Origin of the sequence: Reyranella sp. (assembly GCF_965279465.1) — a bacterium.
Lineage (GTDB): Bacteria > Pseudomonadota > Alphaproteobacteria > Reyranellales > Reyranellaceae > Reyranella.
Map to the genome: position 1 here is coordinate 1,159,385 of NZ_OZ257242.1, position 17,665 is coordinate 1,177,049.

General features: G+C 67.8%; 17 protein-coding genes. 3 read left to right on the forward strand and 14 right to left on the reverse strand.

Features of this window, described 5'->3' with window-relative positions; all coding sequences use genetic code 11:
• Positions 1 to 102: 102 nt before the first annotated feature.
• From ACQY8M_RS05625 to ACQY8M_RS05685, 13 genes are all read right to left on the reverse strand, one after another.
• On the reverse strand, positions 103 to 822 hold the full coding sequence (locus ACQY8M_RS05625) for a heme ABC transporter permease (protein WP_428669717.1): 720 nt from the start codon (positions 820 to 822) through the stop codon (positions 103 to 105).
• 33 nt (positions 823 to 855) lie between these two features.
• On the reverse strand, positions 856 to 1,521 hold the full coding sequence (ccmB, locus tag ACQY8M_RS05630; protein ID WP_428669719.1) for a heme exporter protein CcmB: 666 nt from the start codon (positions 1,519 to 1,521) through the stop codon (positions 856 to 858).
• A complete protein-coding gene (ccmA, locus tag ACQY8M_RS05635) occupies positions 1,518 to 2,135 on the reverse strand; it encodes a heme ABC exporter ATP-binding protein CcmA (RefSeq protein ID WP_428669721.1) in 618 nt (205 codons plus the stop codon). The genes ccmB and ccmA overlap by 4 nt, the downstream gene beginning before the upstream one ends.
• Positions 2,136 to 2,521: 386 nt before the next feature.
• Positions 2,522 to 3,703: an ABC transporter permease gene (locus tag ACQY8M_RS05640; RefSeq protein ID WP_428669723.1), complete on the reverse strand. Its 1,182-nt coding sequence runs from the start codon at positions 3,701 to 3,703 to the stop codon at positions 2,522 to 2,524.
• Between the two features lies 1 nt (position 3,704).
• On the reverse strand, positions 3,705 to 4,703 hold the full coding sequence (locus tag ACQY8M_RS05645; RefSeq protein ID WP_428669725.1) for an ABC transporter permease: 999 nt from the start codon (positions 4,701 to 4,703) through the stop codon (positions 3,705 to 3,707).
• A gap of 1 nt (position 4,704) precedes the next feature.
• On the reverse strand, positions 4,705 to 6,681 hold the full coding sequence (locus ACQY8M_RS05650) for a dipeptide ABC transporter ATP-binding protein (protein WP_428669727.1): 1,977 nt from the start codon (positions 6,679 to 6,681) through the stop codon (positions 4,705 to 4,707).
• A complete protein-coding gene (locus tag ACQY8M_RS05655) occupies positions 6,678 to 7,184 on the reverse strand; it encodes a hypothetical protein (protein ID WP_428669729.1) in 507 nt (168 codons plus the stop codon). The genes ACQY8M_RS05650 and ACQY8M_RS05655 overlap by 4 nt, the downstream gene beginning before the upstream one ends.
• On the reverse strand, positions 7,181 to 7,945 hold the full coding sequence (locus tag ACQY8M_RS05660) for a polysaccharide deacetylase family protein (protein WP_428669731.1): 765 nt from the start codon (positions 7,943 to 7,945) through the stop codon (positions 7,181 to 7,183). The genes ACQY8M_RS05655 and ACQY8M_RS05660 overlap by 4 nt, the downstream gene beginning before the upstream one ends.
• Before the next feature lie 148 nt (positions 7,946 to 8,093).
• Positions 8,094 to 9,206, reverse strand: coding sequence for a glycosyltransferase family protein (locus tag ACQY8M_RS05665; protein ID WP_428669733.1), 1,113 nt, complete (start codon positions 9,204 to 9,206; stop codon positions 8,094 to 8,096).
• Positions 9,203 to 9,793 carry a histidine phosphatase family protein gene (locus tag ACQY8M_RS05670; RefSeq protein WP_428669735.1) on the reverse strand — a complete coding sequence of 197 codons (591 nt, stop codon included), beginning with the start codon at positions 9,791 to 9,793 and terminating at the stop codon, positions 9,203 to 9,205. The genes ACQY8M_RS05665 and ACQY8M_RS05670 overlap by 4 nt, the downstream gene beginning before the upstream one ends.
• A complete protein-coding gene (locus ACQY8M_RS05675) occupies positions 9,790 to 10,899 on the reverse strand; it encodes a glycosyltransferase family 4 protein (protein ID WP_428669737.1) in 1,110 nt (369 codons plus the stop codon). Before ACQY8M_RS05675 ends, ACQY8M_RS05670 begins: the two co-directional genes overlap by 4 nt.
• Before the next feature lie 86 nt (positions 10,900 to 10,985).
• On the reverse strand, positions 10,986 to 12,242 hold the full coding sequence (locus ACQY8M_RS05680; RefSeq protein ID WP_428675316.1) for a glycosyltransferase: 1,257 nt from the start codon (positions 12,240 to 12,242) through the stop codon (positions 10,986 to 10,988).
• A gap of 17 nt (positions 12,243 to 12,259) precedes the next feature.
• Positions 12,260 to 13,540, reverse strand: a complete 1,281-nt coding sequence (locus tag ACQY8M_RS05685; protein ID WP_428669739.1) for a glycosyltransferase family protein — start codon at positions 13,538 to 13,540, stop codon at positions 12,260 to 12,262.
• Between the two features lie 167 nt (positions 13,541 to 13,707).
• On the opposite strand from ACQY8M_RS05685, the gene ACQY8M_RS05690 reads away from it, so the two are divergent.
• Genes ACQY8M_RS05690 through ACQY8M_RS05700 form a run of 3 tightly spaced genes read left to right on the forward strand, consistent with a single transcriptional unit; the run spans position 13,708 to position 17,412 of the window.
• Positions 13,708 to 16,422 carry an ATP-binding cassette domain-containing protein gene (locus ACQY8M_RS05690; RefSeq protein WP_428669741.1) on the forward strand — a complete coding sequence of 905 codons (2,715 nt, stop codon included), beginning with the start codon at positions 13,708 to 13,710 and terminating at the stop codon, positions 16,420 to 16,422.
• A gap of 19 nt (positions 16,423 to 16,441) precedes the next feature.
• Positions 16,442 to 16,897 carry a cyclic nucleotide-binding domain-containing protein gene (locus tag ACQY8M_RS05695; protein ID WP_428669743.1) on the forward strand — a complete coding sequence of 152 codons (456 nt, stop codon included), beginning with the start codon at positions 16,442 to 16,444 and terminating at the stop codon, positions 16,895 to 16,897.
• A gap of 26 nt (positions 16,898 to 16,923) precedes the next feature.
• Entirely contained in the window at positions 16,924 to 17,412 is a 489-nt protein-coding gene (locus tag ACQY8M_RS05700; RefSeq protein ID WP_428669745.1) for a class I SAM-dependent methyltransferase, read from the forward strand.
• Here ACQY8M_RS05700 and ACQY8M_RS05705 read toward each other — a convergent pair.
• Positions 17,409 to 17,657 (reverse strand): GlsB/YeaQ/YmgE family stress response membrane protein, encoded by a 249-nt coding sequence (locus ACQY8M_RS05705; protein ID WP_428669747.1) that lies wholly within the window; start codon positions 17,655 to 17,657, stop codon positions 17,409 to 17,411. The two genes, ACQY8M_RS05700 and ACQY8M_RS05705, sit on opposite strands and share 4 nt — an antisense overlap.
• Positions 17,658 to 17,665: the final 8 nt, after the last annotated feature.

The following is a 17,665-nucleotide window of genomic DNA, read 5'->3' on the forward strand; positions in this document are numbered from 1 at the left end:
CGGAGGGGGTGTGACGCACCATCTCCGTTGCCCTCCCCCTCCGTTAGCGTAAGACGCTGACACCTCCCCCGAAGACGGGGAGGGAGTTGGGTCCACCACGCTTTACCCGGCGAGCTCGGCGGCTTCGAGGCGGCGGCGGTCGATCTCGGTTTCGGTGCGCAGCAGGACCAGCACCACGAACAACAGCAGCAGGGCGGCGGCCATAACCATCAGCGGCGTCAGGATCGCGGGATGGATCGACGGGCCGCCGAGCTTCATCACCGAGGCGGGCTGGTGCAGCGTGTTCCACCAGTCGACCGAGAACTTGATCACCGGCAGGTTGATGGCGCCGACCAGGGCCAGGATCGCGGCGGCGCGGTCGCCGCGCTCGGAATCGTCGTAGGCCCGACTCAAGGCAATGTGGCCAAGATAGAGGAAGAACAGCAGCAGCATCGAGGTCAGCCGCGCATCCCACACCCAGTAGGTGCCCCACATCGGCCGGCCCCACAGGGAGCCGGTGAGCAGGCAGACCGCGGCGAACACCGCGCCGACCGGCGCCGCGCCGCGCGCCATCAGCGCGGCCAGCGGATGGCGCCACACCAGCAGCGCAGCGCCGAGCGCGGCGAGCAGCCCGTAGCCCGCCATGGCGATCCAGGCCGAGGGCACGTGCACGAACATGATGCGGACGGTCTCGCCCTGCTGGTAGTCGGGCGGCGACTGGACGAGCGCGAGATAGAGGCCGGCCGCGAGCGCCAGCGCCGTCACCGCCGACAGCGCCGGCAGAACGCGCTGGCTGAACCGGCGGAAGCGCGCCGGGTTGGCGAGAAAATGCAGCGTGGCCATCGGCGCCTGTATTCGTCCTCCCGGGCGGCTTGTCTACTCGCCGGCTTGCCGCAAGGCCGCGGCGATCGCCCACGGCAGGGTCGCCAGCGCCATCAGGGCAAGGGCGCCCAGGATCGCAAGGTGCGTGGCGAAACCCTCGCCCATCGCCACCGCCTCGACCGCGCCGGCACCGAAGATCAGGGTCGGCACGCAGAGCGGCAGGGCGAGCAAGGCCAGCAAAGCGCCGCCGCGGCGAGCACCCAGCGTCAGGGCCGCCGCCAGCCCGCCGACCAGCGACAGGGTCGGCGTGCCGACCAGCAGGGTGAGGCAGAGCGCGCCCAGCCCCTCGCCCGACAGGCCGAACACCACGCCCATCAGCGGCGCCAGCACGGCGAGCGGCAAGCCTGTCACGATCCAGTGAGCGAGGCATTTGGCCAGGGCCGCCAGCTCGAGCGGCCAGGGGGCGAGCAGCAGGAGGTCGAGCGCGCCGTCCTCGTAGTCGCCGGCGAAAAGCCGGTCGAGCGACAGCAGCGAGGCGAACAGGGCGGCGCACCACAGGATGCCGGCAGCGATCCGCGACAGCAGGTTGGTCTCCGGCCCGATGCCGAGCGGGAACAGCACCGTCGCCACGACGAAGAAGGCGAGCACGACCATGACGTCGCCCGGCCGCCGCCAGACCAGCCGCAGGTCGCGGGCGAGGAGCGCCGCGAAACCGGTCATCGGCCGAGCTCCAGGGCGCGGGCGCCGGCGACATCGATCGGCGCATGCGTCGCGGCGACGGCGAGACCTCCTGCGGCGAGGTGCCGGCCGAGCACGGCGCGCAAGGCGGCTTGCGACGGCGCATCGAGCGCGTTCAACGGCTCGTCGAGCAGCCAGAGCGGAGCGTGGGAGGACGCCACGCGGGCGAGCGCCACCCGGCGCCGCTGGCCGGCCGAAAGCGTCCGCACCTCGCGCAGGGCCAGGGGCACGAGGTCCAAGGAAGCGAGGGCATGGTCGATGCGGTCCGGCGGCTCGTCGCGCAGCCTTGCGGCGACGGAGAGGTTCTCCCGGACACTGAGGTCGGCCTTCAGCCCATCGAGATGGCCGAGCCAGGCGATCCGGTGGCGCCACGCCTCACGGTCGCCAGCAACGTCCTCACCCCGCCAGCGGATCTGGCCGGCCTCGGTCGTGACCAGAAGGGCCAGCGCCCGCAGCAGGGTGGTCTTGCCGCTTCCGTTGCGCCCAGTGAGGGCCAGCAGCTCACCGCCGGCCAGTGCAAAGGACAGGCCCTCGAACACCGGCCTGCCGCCGCGGCGGCAGGACAGGCCGGTGACTTCGAGGGAGACGGTCGTCATCGAGACCGTCGATAGCACGCGGGAAAGAAAAAGGCCGTCCTGTCGGGGGAGGTGACAGGACGGCCAAACGCCTCCGAAGAGGCTGAACGTGGCTTTGGGGAGACCACGTTCGGGGGAGATACAAGACACTAGATGGAAGCCCCGGGTGGCCGTCGCTAGACCCAATTGGGGCAAAACCATGATTTCTGAAGCCGCGCTTCGCGGGCTTCAGAAATCATGGTTTTGCCCGGCGGGCGGCAGCGCCTTCTGAGGCGCGAGAGCCCGCACCGCGCAGAAAAGGCAAGAAATCTCAAGCGCTTGACGCCACGGACTTGTCTATTCGGCCCCGTGCGGGCTCTCGCGCCTGTGAAGGCGCTGCCGCCCGCCGACGCTTAGGCGCGTAGCGCCTAAGCGTATGGATCCGCCGCGTCCCTCATCCCATCGCCCATGAACTGATAGGCGAGGATGACCAGGATCACCGGCACGACCGGCAGCATCAGCCACCAGTTCACCGCCACGACATTGATGTCGGTCGCCTCGTTCAGCAGCACGCCCCAGGAGGTGATCGGCGGCCGCAGGCCGAGGCCCAGGAACGACAGGGCGGTTTCCGCCAGGATCATCGAGGGAATCGAAAGTGTCGCCGAAGCGATCAGGTGGCTCATGAAGCCGGGCAGCAGGTGCCGGCCGATGATGCGGCCGGGCTTGGCGCCCATCATCTGGGCGGCCATGGCGTAATCCTCCTCGCGCAGCGACAAGAGCTTGGAGCGCACCGCGCGGCCGAGGCTCGGCCAGTCGAGCAGGGCGAGGATCAGGGTGATGCCGAAATAGATCAGTAGCGGCGACCACGTCACCGGCAGCGCCGCGGAAAGGGCCAGCCAGAGCGGCAGGTGCGGGAAGCTCTTGAGGATTTCTGTGATCCGCTGGACCACCATGTCGACCCAGCCGCCGTAGTAACCCGCCAGACCCCCCAGGACGAGGGCGAGCGCAAAGGACAGCACGATGCCGATCACTCCGATGGTGAGCGATATGCGCGCGGCGTAGACGATGCGGCTGAACATGTCGCGGCCCAGCCGGTCGGTGCCCAGCAGGAACAGGGTGCCGCCTTCGGCCGGGCACACGAAATGGAACGAGCCCTTCACCAGCCCCCAGAATTCATAGGGCTCGCCGCTGCAGAAAAAGCGCAGCGGCTGCGGCTTGGTGTGGTCCTCGGTGTAGACGCGCTGCAGGGTGTCGAGATCGCGCTCCATCTTGAAGCCATAGACGAAGGGCCCGAGGAACTTGCCCTCGTGGATGAAGTGGATTCCCTGCGGCGGCGCAAAGATGTACTTCACGTGCCGGGTATGCAGGTCGTACGGCGCGATCCACTCGCTGATCGCGCAGGAGAAGTACATCAGCAGCAGGAAGACCGCCGAGACCACGGCCGGCCGGTGACGGCGGAAGCGCCACCACATCAGCTTCCACTGGCCGGCCATGTAGTACTTTTCCTGCTCGGCCGAGAGCTTCTCGGAAACGTAGGGGTCCCACGGCGCAGGATTGACGTAGTGTGGCGTGGGCGACGAGGCGCCGGGGCGATCGGCCGTGTCGGTCATGTCACTTCTCTGAAGTCGCGCCGAAGCGGATGCGTGGATCGAGCACCGCCAGGAGCAGGTCCGACACCAGCATACCGATCACCGTCAGCACCGCCACGAACAGCAGGAAGGTGGCGGCAAGGTTCACGTCCTGCGTCTTGAGCGCGCCGAGCAGCATCGGTCCCGTCGTCGGCAGCGACAGCACGACCGAGACGATCACCGACCCGGAGATCACCTCGGGCAGCAGATGGCCGATGTCGGCGACGAACGGGTTGATGGCGTGCCGCAGCGGATACTTGATCAGCAGCTTCAGCGGCGGCAGGCCCTTGGCCCGGCCGGTCGTGACATACTGCTTCTGCAGCTCGTCGAGCAGGTTGGCGCGCAGACGGCGGATCATGCCGGCGGTGCCCGAGGTGCCGATCACGATCACCGGGATGATGAGGTGCTGGCTGATCGACACGAACTTGGCCCAGCTCATCGGCTGCTCGATGAACTCGGGGTCCATCAGCCCGCCGATCGACAGGCCGAAATAGACCTTGCCGACATAGAGCAGCACGATCGCCAGCAGGAAGTTCGGCACCGCGAGCCCGACGAAACCGATGAACGACGCGACGTAGTCGCCGACCTGGTACTGATGCGTCGCGGCATAGACGCCGATGATGAAGGACACGATCCAGATGAAGGCGATGGTGCTGGTTTCCATCACCATGGTGAGGCCCAGCCGCTCGCCGATCAGGTCCTTCACCGGCACCGTGTCCTGGCAAGACAGCCCGAAGTCCCAGCGGAAGATGCCGCCGACCCATTGGAAGTATCGGGTGACCAGCGACTGATCGAGGCCGTAGAGGTGGCGCAGCTCGTCGGCCCGGCGAAGCGCGTCGGGATCGCCGCGCGACAGCAGCTCGTCGATCTGCGAGGTGACGCAGTCGCCTGGCGGCAGGTCGATGATGACGTAGACCAGCGCGCTGATCACGAACAGCGTCGGGATCATCAGCAGGAGGCGCCGCGCGACGTAATTCAGCATGTCAGGCGCCTTCCCGCGCAATGCGGACAAAATGGCCGGGCGCTGCCTCGGTCCAGAGGACCGGGCGAGACCCGTCGTCGGTGAAGGGCGCCGGCCAAGCACGGGGATCAGAGGCCTTGCCTTCCATCAGCGCCCGCAGATCGAGCCGCTGGTTGGGATCAGGCACCGGCACCGCCGACAGCAACGCCTTGGTATAGGGATGCATGGGATTGCGGAACAGCTCGCCCGACGGCGCGAGTTCGACCAGCCGGCCGGCGCACATCACGGCGATGCGATCGGCAATATAGTCGACCACCGCGAGATTGTGGCTGATGAACAGCAGCGTGAGGCCGAGCTGCTTCTGCAGGTCCTTGAGCAGGTTGAGAACCTGTGCCTGGATCGACACGTCCAGTGCGGAAACCGGCTCGTCGCAGATCACCATGTCCGGCCTGAGCGCGAGCGAGCGGGCGATGCCGATGCGCTGGCGCTGGCCGCCGGAGAAGGAGTGCGGGTAGCGGCTGAGCTGGCGGCGGTCGAGGCCGACCATCTCCATCAGTTCGCCGACCATCTCCCGGCGGTAGGCGGCGTCGCCGATGCCATGGATGACCAGCGGTTCGACCAGGATGTCGTAGACCGTCATGCGCGGGTTGAGCGAGCCGAACGGGTCCTGGAAGATGAACTGCAGCTTGCGCCGGAAGCGGTTGAGCTCTTCGCCCTCCAGCATCATGACGTCGATCTTGCGCCCCCAGTCGTCGAAAACGACCCGGCCGGCCCCCTCGTTGGGATCAGTCGACAGGCCGCGCATCAGCATCTTCGATAGCGTGGTCTTCCCACAGCCCGATTCGCCGACCAGCCCCAGGCACTCGCCGCGCTCGACATCGAAGCTCACGTCGTTGACGGCGCGTACGGTGCGCGTCGTGCCGCCGCCGAGCAGCGATTCGAGCAGCGTGTCGGCCTTGCGGATCCTGAAGGTCTTGGAGAGATGCCGGACCTTCAGCACCGGCGCCTTCGGATTGAAGCTCTCGATCGGCGCGACGTCCGGCTTCTGCTTGAGCAGGTGGCCGGTCGACGCCTTGATCTCGCGGATCGGCTGCAGGCGCTCGCCCGGCTTCATGTCGAAGCGCGGCACCGCATGCAGCAGCGCCTTCAGGTAGGGATGCTGCGGGTCGGCGAAGATGTCGCGCAGGCTGCCCGACTCGACCACCTTGCCGCGATACATCACGACCACATCGTCGGCGACGTTGGCGACCACGCCGAGATCATGCGTGATCATCAGCAGCGCCATGCCGAGCTCTTTCTGGAGGTCCTTCATGAGGCGAAGGATCTGGGCCTGGATGGTGACGTCGAGCGCGGTCGTGGGCTCGTCGGCGATCAGCAGCGCGGGCCGGCAGACCAGCGCCATGGCGATCATGGCGCGCTGGCGCAGGCCGCCCGAGAGCTCGAACGGATAGGTCCGCAGCGCGCGCTTGGGATCGGGGAAGCCGACCATGCGCAGCATGTCGGCGGTGAGCTGGTCGATCTCGGCGCGGCTCATGCGCTGGTGCGATCGCTCGACCGCCTCATGCAGCTGGTTGCCGAGCGAATGGACGTTGCTGAGATGGCCGCCGCCGCCATGCAGCTCGACCGCCTCGCCGATCTGGTCGCCGACCGTGTGGAGGGCCGACAGCGAGGTCATCGGCTCCTGGAAGATGATCGATATCTCGCCGCCGCGGATCTCGCGCATCTCCGGGCCCATGCGGTCGAGCTTGGCGATATCGGTCACCGGCGTCTTGTCGCGTGGATCGGCGAACAGGATCGAGCCCGACGGAATGGCCGCGGTGCGCGGCAGCAGGCCCATGATCGCCTGGCTGCAGACCGACTTGCCCGAGCCCGATTCGCCGACCAGCGCCAGCGTGCCGCCCGGCGGAATGGAAAAGGAGACGTTGTCGACGGCGCGCAGGATGCCCTCGTGCACGCCGAACTCGACGGTCAGATTCTCGACCCGCAGCAGATCCTTCATACCGCCTCTTCCTGACCCGCCACGGAGATACCCATCGATCGGAGATTGGCGCGCGTCGCGACGCTGAGCGGGAGGCCTATCGTCTCGGCCGCGCGCGCGGCCCGTTCGACGATATCGTAAAAACCCTCGAGTGCGGAATCGACCCTGACCAGACGCCCGCCTGCCGACCCCACGGCCAATTGCATCCAGCCGTCGGAACGGTCGCGCTTGGTCGAGAAATAGCTGAGCTTCAGGCGATCGATCCGGCTCCATTCGACCAGCGTGCCCGCCGGGCCGTCGGCGCAGAGCGTGTCGGGTCCGAGCACGTAGCGCGTCCTCTGGCGCAACGCGGTGCGCACGAAGAAGACGGCGAACAGCACGAAGCCGGCGCCGAGGATCATCGCAACCCATTGATTGACCTCGATCACCGCCAGCGGCAGGCCGCACAGCACCGCTCCCGTTCCCGCTCGGAGATAGTCCGCCCACAACGTCTGGCGTGGATAGCGCAGATCGACAGAACTCAAACCCGCGGCTCCCCTGACGCGAACAAATCGTGTGCCGGTGTTGTTTTGAGGCCCGGCATGTTGCTTATTCTCATCCACAAGGAATTTAGGAAATCCCAAGCCCCCTCGTCCATCGCAAGATGATGACTGAGGATACCGATCGGCTCGTCCGTACCGGTGCGCGACGCGGCGAGCGCCTGCCCGAGCGCGGCCAGGGCCGGGTCCTCGCCGACGAAGCGCCGGGCCTGCCAGTCGATCAGGTCGACGTGGGTGTTTACCTGCAACAGGCCGGAGACAGGGTAGGCACGGCGGCGGATACCGAAGGTCGACAGCCCGCGATAGCCGACCTCCGGCAAGGTCGGCACGAGTTGCGCCGCGATGCGGTTCCAGGGCGGCACCAGCACCGGCAGCACACGGTTGCCGAACAGCCTCTCCAGCGCCATCCGGCCGGTGCCGAGCTCGCCCAGCACGAACATCGCCGGCCGGTGCAGGCCGAGCTCCATCTTCTTGTCGGGTGCGGGGGCATGGTTGGTGTGGGCGTAACCGTGCTGCAACAAATCGACGCCCGGTGCTTGCCCGAGGCGTTCGGCCAGCGCCGGCGTGGCGTACGCCGGCACAATCGCCAGCGCCAGAGGCACCTTCACCGCACGCTGCAGATCGAGCAGCCGGTCGAGCGCCGGCGTGGCGTCGGTCGCATCGTCGTCGCGCCACCACAGGACGGGATCGCGGCCGACCTCGCGCCAGCGCGCGAGTTCCTCGTCGATCGCGTGCCAGCCGGTCATGACCTGGACGATCGCATCTGGAAATCCAGATCATGATCTGAAATCGGAGAGAGCGGCCGCGTCGTTCTACCCCTCCGTCGCCGTATGACGGCGCCACCTCCCCCGTATGATGGGCGAGGAAAGCCCATGCGCGATCGTCGTCCTGCGGTCATGACAGCCTTCGATGGAGGAGCGCGGCGGTTGCCGCTGCACCGTTGACGTCGCAGGGCGGGAAGCTGCGGATCGACGGCCCGCGTATCGCGCGGTCGATGGCCGCCGACAGGGTTTCAGCCGACAGCTCCGGAGCGGACACGAAGGCCACCAACCCGCGTTCGGCGAGCCACAACGCGCGATCGGTCTGCTCGGTCTCGCGGTCGGTGCCGAACGGCACCAGCACGGCCCGGTCGGCACTGCACAGAGTATCGACGACGGTGTTGTAGCCTGCCTGCGAGATCGAAAGCGTGGCGTTGCGCAGCAGGGCGCGGAAATCGGCGCGCGCAGGCTCGACGATCATGCCCTCCGTAGCGTCGACCGTCTGGCCGAGATTGGCGCCGACCAGCAGCCGCCAGGTCCGGTCGGCCAACGGCCCGCGTGCGCGTGCGCCCGACGCCGCTTGAAGCAGCGGCGCCCCGACCGCGCCGCCGCCCACCGAGACGAGAACTTCGTCCATGCCGTCCTCAGACGTTTCGCCAATATTCTCAGCGATATAGCCGGTATAAGCGGCGCGCGTCCGGATCGCCTCCCAGCCGGCGAAGCTCCGGTCGAAGCCGATCAGGGTCGGATCGCCATGGATCAGGATGAGGTCGAAGCGCCGGCAGAGATCGACCGCCTGCTGCACGCGCTGCAGCGACATCGAGCGCCGCACGATATCGCGCACCGACGACACGATCAGCGGTTTCGGCCGGCGTGCCTGCGCCATTTCGAGCAGCGGCAGCAATTCGAACCGCAGCTGCGTGCGGCCGAAGGGGAACTGCTCGGTGATCAGCACATCGGGCGCCTCGGCACGAAACAGCTCGAGAAGCTGGCGCGTCCGCTCGATCCTGAAGGCGTCGTCGAGCGGCGACCCGTCGAGGCGGCTCAGCGCGCGCAGCCCTTCGTCGCGCGCACGCACGGGCGGCAACTGGTGGAAGCGTGCCTGCCCGAGATCGAGACGGAGCGGCGCGCCGCCCGAGACCAGCAATACGTCGAAGCCGCTTGCCGCCAGGGTGCGCGCGAGGACCGCGGCTCGGCGGATATGGCCGATGCCCAGCAGATGCTGCACATGAAAAAAGACGCGGCTCATGACAACGGCACGTTCGGCTGGTCGAGTGTCACCTTCCCGTCGCTGCGCGCGGTGAAGAAGTGCAGGCATTTCCAGTCGAGCTTGACCGGTTGGCGGCCGGTCATGTTCCAACCGGTCGCCAGCGCCAGGAGGGCGCGGATCGCGGCCTTGTGCGTCACCGCCACAAGCGGTTCGCCGCTGTGGGCGATCTCCCGCGCCCAGCCGGCGATGCGGTCCATGGCGATGCGCGGCGACTCGCCGCCCGGGGGATGGAAGTCGAGACCGAGCCGTTCGGCGGCGGCAAAGGTCTCGCCGCCTTCGGCACGAAGCTGGGCGACGCTCTTGCCCTCCCAGACGCCGAAGCTCATCTCGCGCAGCCGCGACTCGATGGTAACGGGCGCCGGGGGTTGCACCAGTTCGGCTGTCCGCCGGGCGCGCTGCAACGGGCTGCACATCCGCCGCCAGCGGTCGGCCGGCGCGGGAATCCGCCAGCTCTTGGCTGCGGCTTCACCCGCCGGGCTGAGCGAGATGTCGGTCGAGCCCTGCAGACGGCCCTCGGCGTTCCAGCCGGTGGGGGCGTGGCGCAGGATGGCGAACGGCACGTTCATCGCAGCAGCGCGAGCGAGGCTGCCAGCGCGCGTGCCGCCGCGCGCTCGTCGTGATGGGTGGCGATGCGATTTGCGGCGCCGGCAGCCAACCGCTCCCACTCATCGGGCCGCTCGAGGAGGCGGCGGACGGCGTCGGCGAACGCAACGGGATCGCCGATCGGCGTCAGCATGCCGGTGACGCCGTCGGTCACCACGGCGGGCACGCCGCCGGTCCGCCCGGCGACGACGGGCAGACCCGCCGCCTGCGCCTCGAGGAATGCCATGCCGTACGCCTCGTTGATTGCCGGCCAAAGATAGAGGTCGGCGCCGGCATAGACATCCGGCAGCGCGGCCCGGGACAGAGCGCCAGTAAAGCGGATCCGGTCGCCGAACGGCGCCATCATGCGCTCGATCTCGCCGCGTGCCGGGCCGTCGCCGACCAGCAGCGCCTTCCACGGCCGGCTGAGCAGCAGCGCAAAGGCCTGCGACAGCACGCGATAGGAGGCGAGCTTGTCGCGCGAGCGCATCATGCCGACGCTCAGGAGCACGGGCACGGCATTGGCAGGACGCGGTTTGGCGGCTGCCTCGCGAAATGGCCGGGTGTCGATGAACGGCGGCAGCCAGCGCTGATGGGCGCCGGGCCGCAGCCGGGCCTTCACCCCGGGGACGTCGCGCGGATTGACGCTCAGCACCAGATCAGCTTCAGCCAGCGCGCGTTCGACGGCGCGATGGCCGAGCCGCGTCGGACCTTGCGCGCGGCGCGGCGCGTGCGAGGCCTCGGCGATGACGTAGGGGATGCCGAGCGCCCGGCTGACGATCGGGCCCAGCCAGTCCGGCTTGCGATAGTAGCAATGGTACGTGAACCACAGGTCATAGCGCTCGGGATGGCGGGCGGGCAGCGCGCGCCAGCGGGCGATCAGCCGCCCGGCCTGGGCGCGGGCGCGGCGCTGAAGCGCCATATGGCGCTCGAATATCGGCACGCCCGGCGCGATCCGGCTGAGCGGCGGCATGATCACGCTGTGACCGAGCTGCCGCAGCAGCCGCGCGAAGCCGCGCCCCATCTCGCGATCGCCCGATGCGACCTCGCTGTCCGGAGGCTTGAGCGGCGTGTGCAGCAGCACGCGCATCGCGGGTCTTCGCTCATCCGGACCGCGAGCTTCCAGCTCGCTCATGCTCATGAGCGAGCTGGAAGCTCGCGGTCCGGCAGGGATGACTACTCCGCGGCACGGGCGGAGGCGCACGGCTGGCCGAGGGCGCCAGCGATCCAGTCGACGCCGGACTCGTAGGAGAAACGCGTCCGCACCGTGTGGCCGGCGGCGGCGGCGAAGCGGCGGCGCAGTGCCGGATCTCGCACCAGCCGTTCGAGCGCCATGGCGAGCTCGGCCGGGGCGCCGGGAGCCACCAGCAGTCCGTTGGTGCCGTCCTCCATGAACTCGCCGATCGCGGCGGCGCGGGTCGAGACGATCGGCAGGCCCTGGTGGGCGGCCTCCATCAGGACATTGGGCAGGCCGTCCTGATCGCCGTCGGCGGCTTTCTTGCTCGCCAGCACGAACAGGTCGGCCCGCGCGAGGGCCGCAAATACGGCTTTCTGCGGCTGAGCGCCGAGCCAGAGGCAGCGCTCGGCAATGCCGAGCGCCTTTGCCTCAGTCGCGAGCGCGTCGCCCAGCGCGCCGCCGCCGACATGCTCGAAACGCCAGTGCAGGTCGCCCGGCAGGCGGGCCAGCGCGTTCAGCAGATCGCCGTAGCCCTTCTTCTCGACCTTGCGGCCGATCGACAGGATGATGACCGGATCGGCGGGGTCGCTGCCGTCGCGCAGCGGCCGGGCCGCAGGCGGCGGCGGCAGATGAGCGAAGTCGAGGCCATGATAGATGAGCTGCAAGCGCTCCGGCCGTGGCGCCAGTTCGCGCAGCCGCTGCAGGCCGACGGCGGTGCAGGTCGTGAGCCAGGCGCAGTCGGCGAGCTTGGATGAGATCTCCCAAGGCTCGCTGGTCCAGATGTCCTTGGCGTGGGCCGACACGCTCCACGGCAGGCCGCGCATGATGGCGGCGTAGCGCGTCACCGACGCCGGCGTATGCAGGAAGTGGGCGTACAGATGCTCGACCGTAGGGGGCAGCTCGGCCGCCATCACCAGCGCCTGCCCCCAGCGCCGCACCCGGTTGCCCGTCGGATCGCGCCGCAGGTCGGCAAGGAGCCTGGCGCGAGCAGCGGCGTAGCCCGGCAGGCGCCGTGCCGTCAGCCAGGCGCGCGCCACGCGGCCCGGGTCGTCCCTGAGATATTCCGGCAGATAGACGACACGGCCGACGACGCGATCGTGCACCGGATGGCGGGTCTTGTCGGTCGGCCGGCGCAGCGACCAGATCTCGAGCGCGACGCCGCGCGCTTCGAGGCCCGCGACCTCCTGGGCGATGAAGGTCTCGGACAGGCGCGGCCAGCCCTTCATAACGACGGCTACGCGCGGACCCGACGTCATCGACATGAACTTCCCGATCAACTCCTGAAGCGCGCCGACGGTGGCGACGCGACAGAAACCCCGGCCGGCTGCATCGGTCCGATCGCATCGAGCGAGGCGGGCCCGCGATGGGGATTGGCGAGCTGCTTGTGCACCAAACGCAGCACATTACCCACGCCGTCGAGCAGGCCCGGCACGACGACGTCGCTCGGAGGGCGCTGCTGCGGCAGCTGGCGCAGCGCCGTCGCCATGGCATGCGGATCGCGGCCACGCTCGGCCTCGAGCATCTCCAGCAGGCCGAGATTGCGGGCAGCGCGCGTGCGGATGAACTGCTCAAGACGGGGCCGCATGCGCGGCACGACGATTGCCCGCTTGTCGAAGGACAGGATCTCGCAGAAGGTGTTATAGCCGCCCATCGCCACCACGCCTGCGGCATTCTTCATCAGGGCGCCGAGATTGTTGGTGAAGGTCAGCGTGCGGATGTTGCGGAACCGCGCGGCGCGCTCCTTGAAGGCCTCGCGCGCGGCGGACGGCATAAAGGGGCCGAACACGATCACGGCGCCGTAGGGAATGTGCGGATCGGTCTCATACGCCGTCAGCACCCAGTCGACCAGCTCGACGCCGTCGCCGCCGCCGCCAGGTGTCACCAGAATGAAAGGGCCGCCGATTTCCTCGGCCTCGTGCGGCACGTCCGTGTGAAGCGGCAGGTCGCGGTGCAGATAGCCGGTATAGACCAACTTGTGCCGCACCGAGGGTGGCGCCGCGATGCCGGTCAGGGGCTTGTTGATCTGCGGCAGGCCGTAGATCCAGATTTCGTCATAAAGGTCGCGCAGGGCAGGCACGACGTTCTTGCGCTCCCATTCGGCGGCAAGCTTGTCAGGGTCGTCCATCACGTCGCGCAGGCCCATCACCAGCGGGGTGCCGCGTTCCTTCAGCATCTCGAGCGTCGGAACGACCTCGCCGCGCAGGCCGAGCGGTTCCTTGTCGACGATGAACAGGTCGGGCCGGTAAATGTCGGCAGTGTCGCGGATGATACGGGTGCGCATCTCGAGCGTATGGTCGACGCCGACCCGCAGATTGGCCGAGTCGTATTCGCCGGTGTCTATCTGCTTAACAACCCCCGGAATGCGCACGAAATCGATGCCCGAGCGGAATTCGTACGAACCGATCATGGGCGAGCCCGAGACGATCAGCACCGATACCGACCTATAGGCCTCGACGATGGCGTTGGCGATGGTGCGGCACCGGCTCACGTGGCCGAGGCCGAAGGAATCGTGGCTATAGATCAGCACACGCTTGGATCGGATGCTGTCGGGCATGTGAGGCTCTCCCTGGCCGTCGAGCCTCCTGCCCCGGCCATGCCGGCGGACTATGCCACGGATTTGCGGCAGTGCGAAAGCCGGGGGCTTTCGCCGAAAAAATCGAATGTAATCAAGGGCCTGATCGAATATAGGTAGGAGACGGCCTGAGCGACACTTGGGTTCTGATGCAAAGAAATCTGTTTTCCTACATCTGGCGCTACAGCAGACCCGAGCAGATCGTCATTCTGATCCTCGTCGTCTTCGCACAGATATTCTACTTCCTGTCGCTTAGCGTGCCGAAGTCGATCGTCAACAACGGCATCTCGGGCAACGCCTTCAAGGACTCGGCGATCATCCAGTGGGGCGCGATCGATTTCAGCCTCCCGGGCTTCCTCGGCGGGTTTCACGTCCACCTGTTCGACGGCTTCACGGTCGATCAGCTGACCTATCTCGTGGCCATGAGCTTCGTCTTCCTGGCCGCCGTGGTGGTGAACGGCCAGTTCAAGAAGAGCATCAACACCCAGAAGGGCCGCATGGGCGAGCGCATGCTGCGCCGCCTGCGCTACGAGCTCTACGACCGCATCCTGCGCTTTCCGCCCGCCCATTTCCGCAAGGTCAAGCAGGCCGAGCTTGCCACCATGATCAAGGACGAGGTCGAGCCGCTGGGCGGCTTCATCGGCGACGCCTACGTGCAGCCGATGTTCCTTGGCGGCCAGGCGCTGACGGCCATCATCTTCATCATGATGCAGAACTGGCTGCTGTCGATCATCGTGATCGTCCTGCTGGCGGTGCAGATGGCGATCATTCCGCGGCTGCGCCGCCCGGTGCTGGTATTGGGCCGCCAGCGGCAACTCTCGGCCCGCCTGCTGGCCGGCCGCATCGCCGAAACCGCCGACGGCGTGAACGAGATCCATATCCACGGTGCGGCAAATTACGAGCGCGCCGACATCTCCGAGCGGCTGGGTCACATCTTCCGGATCCGCTTCGAGCTCTACAACAAGAAGTTCGTCGCCAAGTTCTGGAACAACCTGTTGTCGCAGGTCACGCCGTTCGCGATCTACCTGGTGGGCGGCTACTTCGCGATCACCGGCCAGATGGACGTCGGCGCGGTGGTCGGCGTGCTTCTTGCGTACAAGGACCTGCCCTCGCCGATCAAGGAGCTGATCGACTGGGACCAGCAGCGCCAGGACGTGCAGATCAAGTACGAGCAGGTGATCGACCAGTTCCAGCCCGAGGGCATGATGGCGCCCGAGCTGCAGGCCATCCCCGAGGGTCCGCCGCCGCCCCTCGGCCACGAGCTGGTGCTGGCCGGCGTGACGGTCTCCGAGGACGGTCGGGTCAAGCAGCTCGACGGCATCTCGCTGACGCTGGCGACCGACGCAAGGGTGGCGGTGATCGGCGGATCGGGATCGGGCAAGGACGTGCTGGGCCAGGTCCTGGCGCGGCTCGTGCTGCCGACCGGCGGTTCGATCAAGCTCGATGGCCAGGATTTCCTCCAGGTCCCCGAATACGTCATGGGCGCGCGGACGGCCTACATCGGCCAGGAAACCTACCTGTTCCCGCTGTCGGTGCGCGACAATCTGCTGTTCGGCCTGAAGCACCGGCCGGTCGCGCCGGCAACCTACGACGCGGCCACGAAGGCGGTCCGCGAGGCGTTCTGGCGCGAGGCCGAGCGAGCGGGAAATCCGCCGCTCGATCCCACCGCCGACTGGATCGACTATGAGCTGGCGGGCGCCACCGGCCCGGCCGACCTGCTGCCCTGCATGGTGCAGGTGCTGAAGCATGTCGAGTTCGACGAGGACATCTATTCGTTAGGCCTGCGCGGCGCGATCGACGCCGGCAAGCGTCCCGACCTTGCCGAGAAGATCCTGAAAGTGCGGCATGAGCTGCACGGCCGCCTGCAGGCCCCGGCCTATGCCGGGCTGGTCGAGCCGTTCAACGTCGACAAGTACAACAAGAACCTGTCGGTCGCCGAGAACCTGCTGTTCGGCACGCCGGTCGGCAAGGACTTCGACGGCGACAACCTCGCCGCCGATCCGTACATGCAGACGGTGCTGAAGGAGCTCGGCCTCGACCGCGACCTGCTGCGCATGGGCCTCAGCATCGCCGAGACGATGGTCGAGCTGTTCTCCGGCCTGTCGCCCGACAATCCGCTGTTCGAGCAGTACAGCTTCATCTCGGCCGACGAGCTGCCCAACGTGCGCCTGCTGCTGCAGCGGCTGGGCGGCAAGGGCGCCGACGCCGTGCCCGAGGCCGACCGCGCCCGGCTGATGACCCTGCCGCTGCGCTACATCGAGGCGCGCCATCGCCTCGGCCTGATCGACGCCGAGATGGAGGACCGCCTGCTCGCGGCGCGGCGCGCCTTCGCGGCCAACCTGCCGGCGCCGTTGCGCGGCTCGGTCGAGTTCTACGATTTCGAGCGCTACAACAGCGCCTCCACCCTGCAGGACAACATCCTGTTCGGCCGCCTGATCTATGGCCAGGCCCAGGCCGACGTCCGCGTCGGCACGCTGATCTCCGAGGTGCTGGCCGAGCTCGGCCTGCGCGATTCGGTGATCGAGGTCGGCCTCGATTACAATGTGGGCGTGGCGGGCAAGCGCCTGCCGGCGACCCAGCGCCAGAAGCTCGGCATCGCCCGGGCACTGATCAAGCGGCCGCAGTTCCTGGTGGTCAACGAGGCCGTCGCGGTGTTCGACGGCCGCACCCAGGACAGAATCCGCGACCATATTCTCGCATCGTCCGACGGCCGCGGCGTGGTCTGGATCGCCAGCCGCCCGAGCCAGGCCGAACCGTTCGATCGGATCGTCGTCATGGAGGGCGGCCGGATCGCCATGCAGGGCGCCAAGGCCGATCTCGAAGCCCGCGGCGGGCTCTATGCCGAGCTCATGGCTTCAGCGTAAGGTAGTTCAGGAGGGTGCGATGAACCTCAACGAGGAAGTCGAAATTCTCAAGGGCGTGCCGCTCTTCGCCAAGATGGAACCGGCCAAGCTCAAGCTGCTGGCCTTCACCGGCGAGCGCATGACCTTTGGCACCGGCCAGGAGGTCTGCCACCAGGGCGATCCCGGCGACGCGATGTACGTCATCCTAGGCGGCGTGGCGAATGTCCTGATCGACACGCCCAAGGGGCAGTTGCAAGTCGCTCAACTCAGGAAGAACGGCTTTTTCGGCGAGACCGCCATCCTGTGCGACGCGCCTCGCAATGCGACCATCTCGGCCAGCGAGTCGCTGCTGACCTTGAAGATCTCCAAGGACATGTTCTATCGGCTGGTCGCGGAGTTCCCGAGCATGGCGATAGAGATGATGCGCGAGCTGGCGCATCGCGTCGAGGACACCAACCAGAAGCTGCGCGAAGCGACGGCCAACAAAGCCGCCTGACCGACAGAAAACATCACCAGGAATCCATGAGCCGGCTCGACAGCTTCATCGCGCGCATGCAGGCGCAGCGCGACTGCCTGAACTTCCTCAAACCGGCCGTCGATGCCCTGCCGGGCCCGATTTTGGAGGTCGGCCTCGGCAACGGCCGGACCTACGACCATCTTCGCGATCTCTTTCCCGGCCGCGACATCCACGTCTTCGAGCGCAAGGTGGCGGCCCATCCCGACTGCATACCGCCCGCCGACCGCCTGTTCCTCGGCGAGGCGCGCGACACGCTCCGGCTCGCGGCGCAGCAGCTCGGCCCGACGGCGGCACTGATCCACACCGACCTCGGCACCGGCGACCACGCCGCGAATATGGCGATGGGCGAATGGCTCGGCCTTGCGCTGGACGCGCTGGCCGCATCCGGCGGCTGGATCCTCGCTAATCAGGCGCTCGACGTCGCCCGCTGGCAACGCCAGCCCGAGCCGCCCGGCGTGCCGAAGGACCGCTATTTCCTCTATCGGGTGGGCTAACGGCTGCTGAACAGCCGCGCCAGCACGAGCAGGACGATCGCACCGACGACCGAGCCGATGAAGCCGGCGGTCTCGCCGTTCTGGTAGAGGCCCAGCGCCTGGCCGCCATAGGTCGCGATCACCGAACCGACGATGCCGATCACGATGGTGACCAGGACGCCGCGCGGCGTCGGGCCGGGCGTCAGGAAGCGCGCCAGCAGGCCGACGACCAGCCCGATCAGCAGGATGCCGATGAAAGTCATCATGTCGTGAA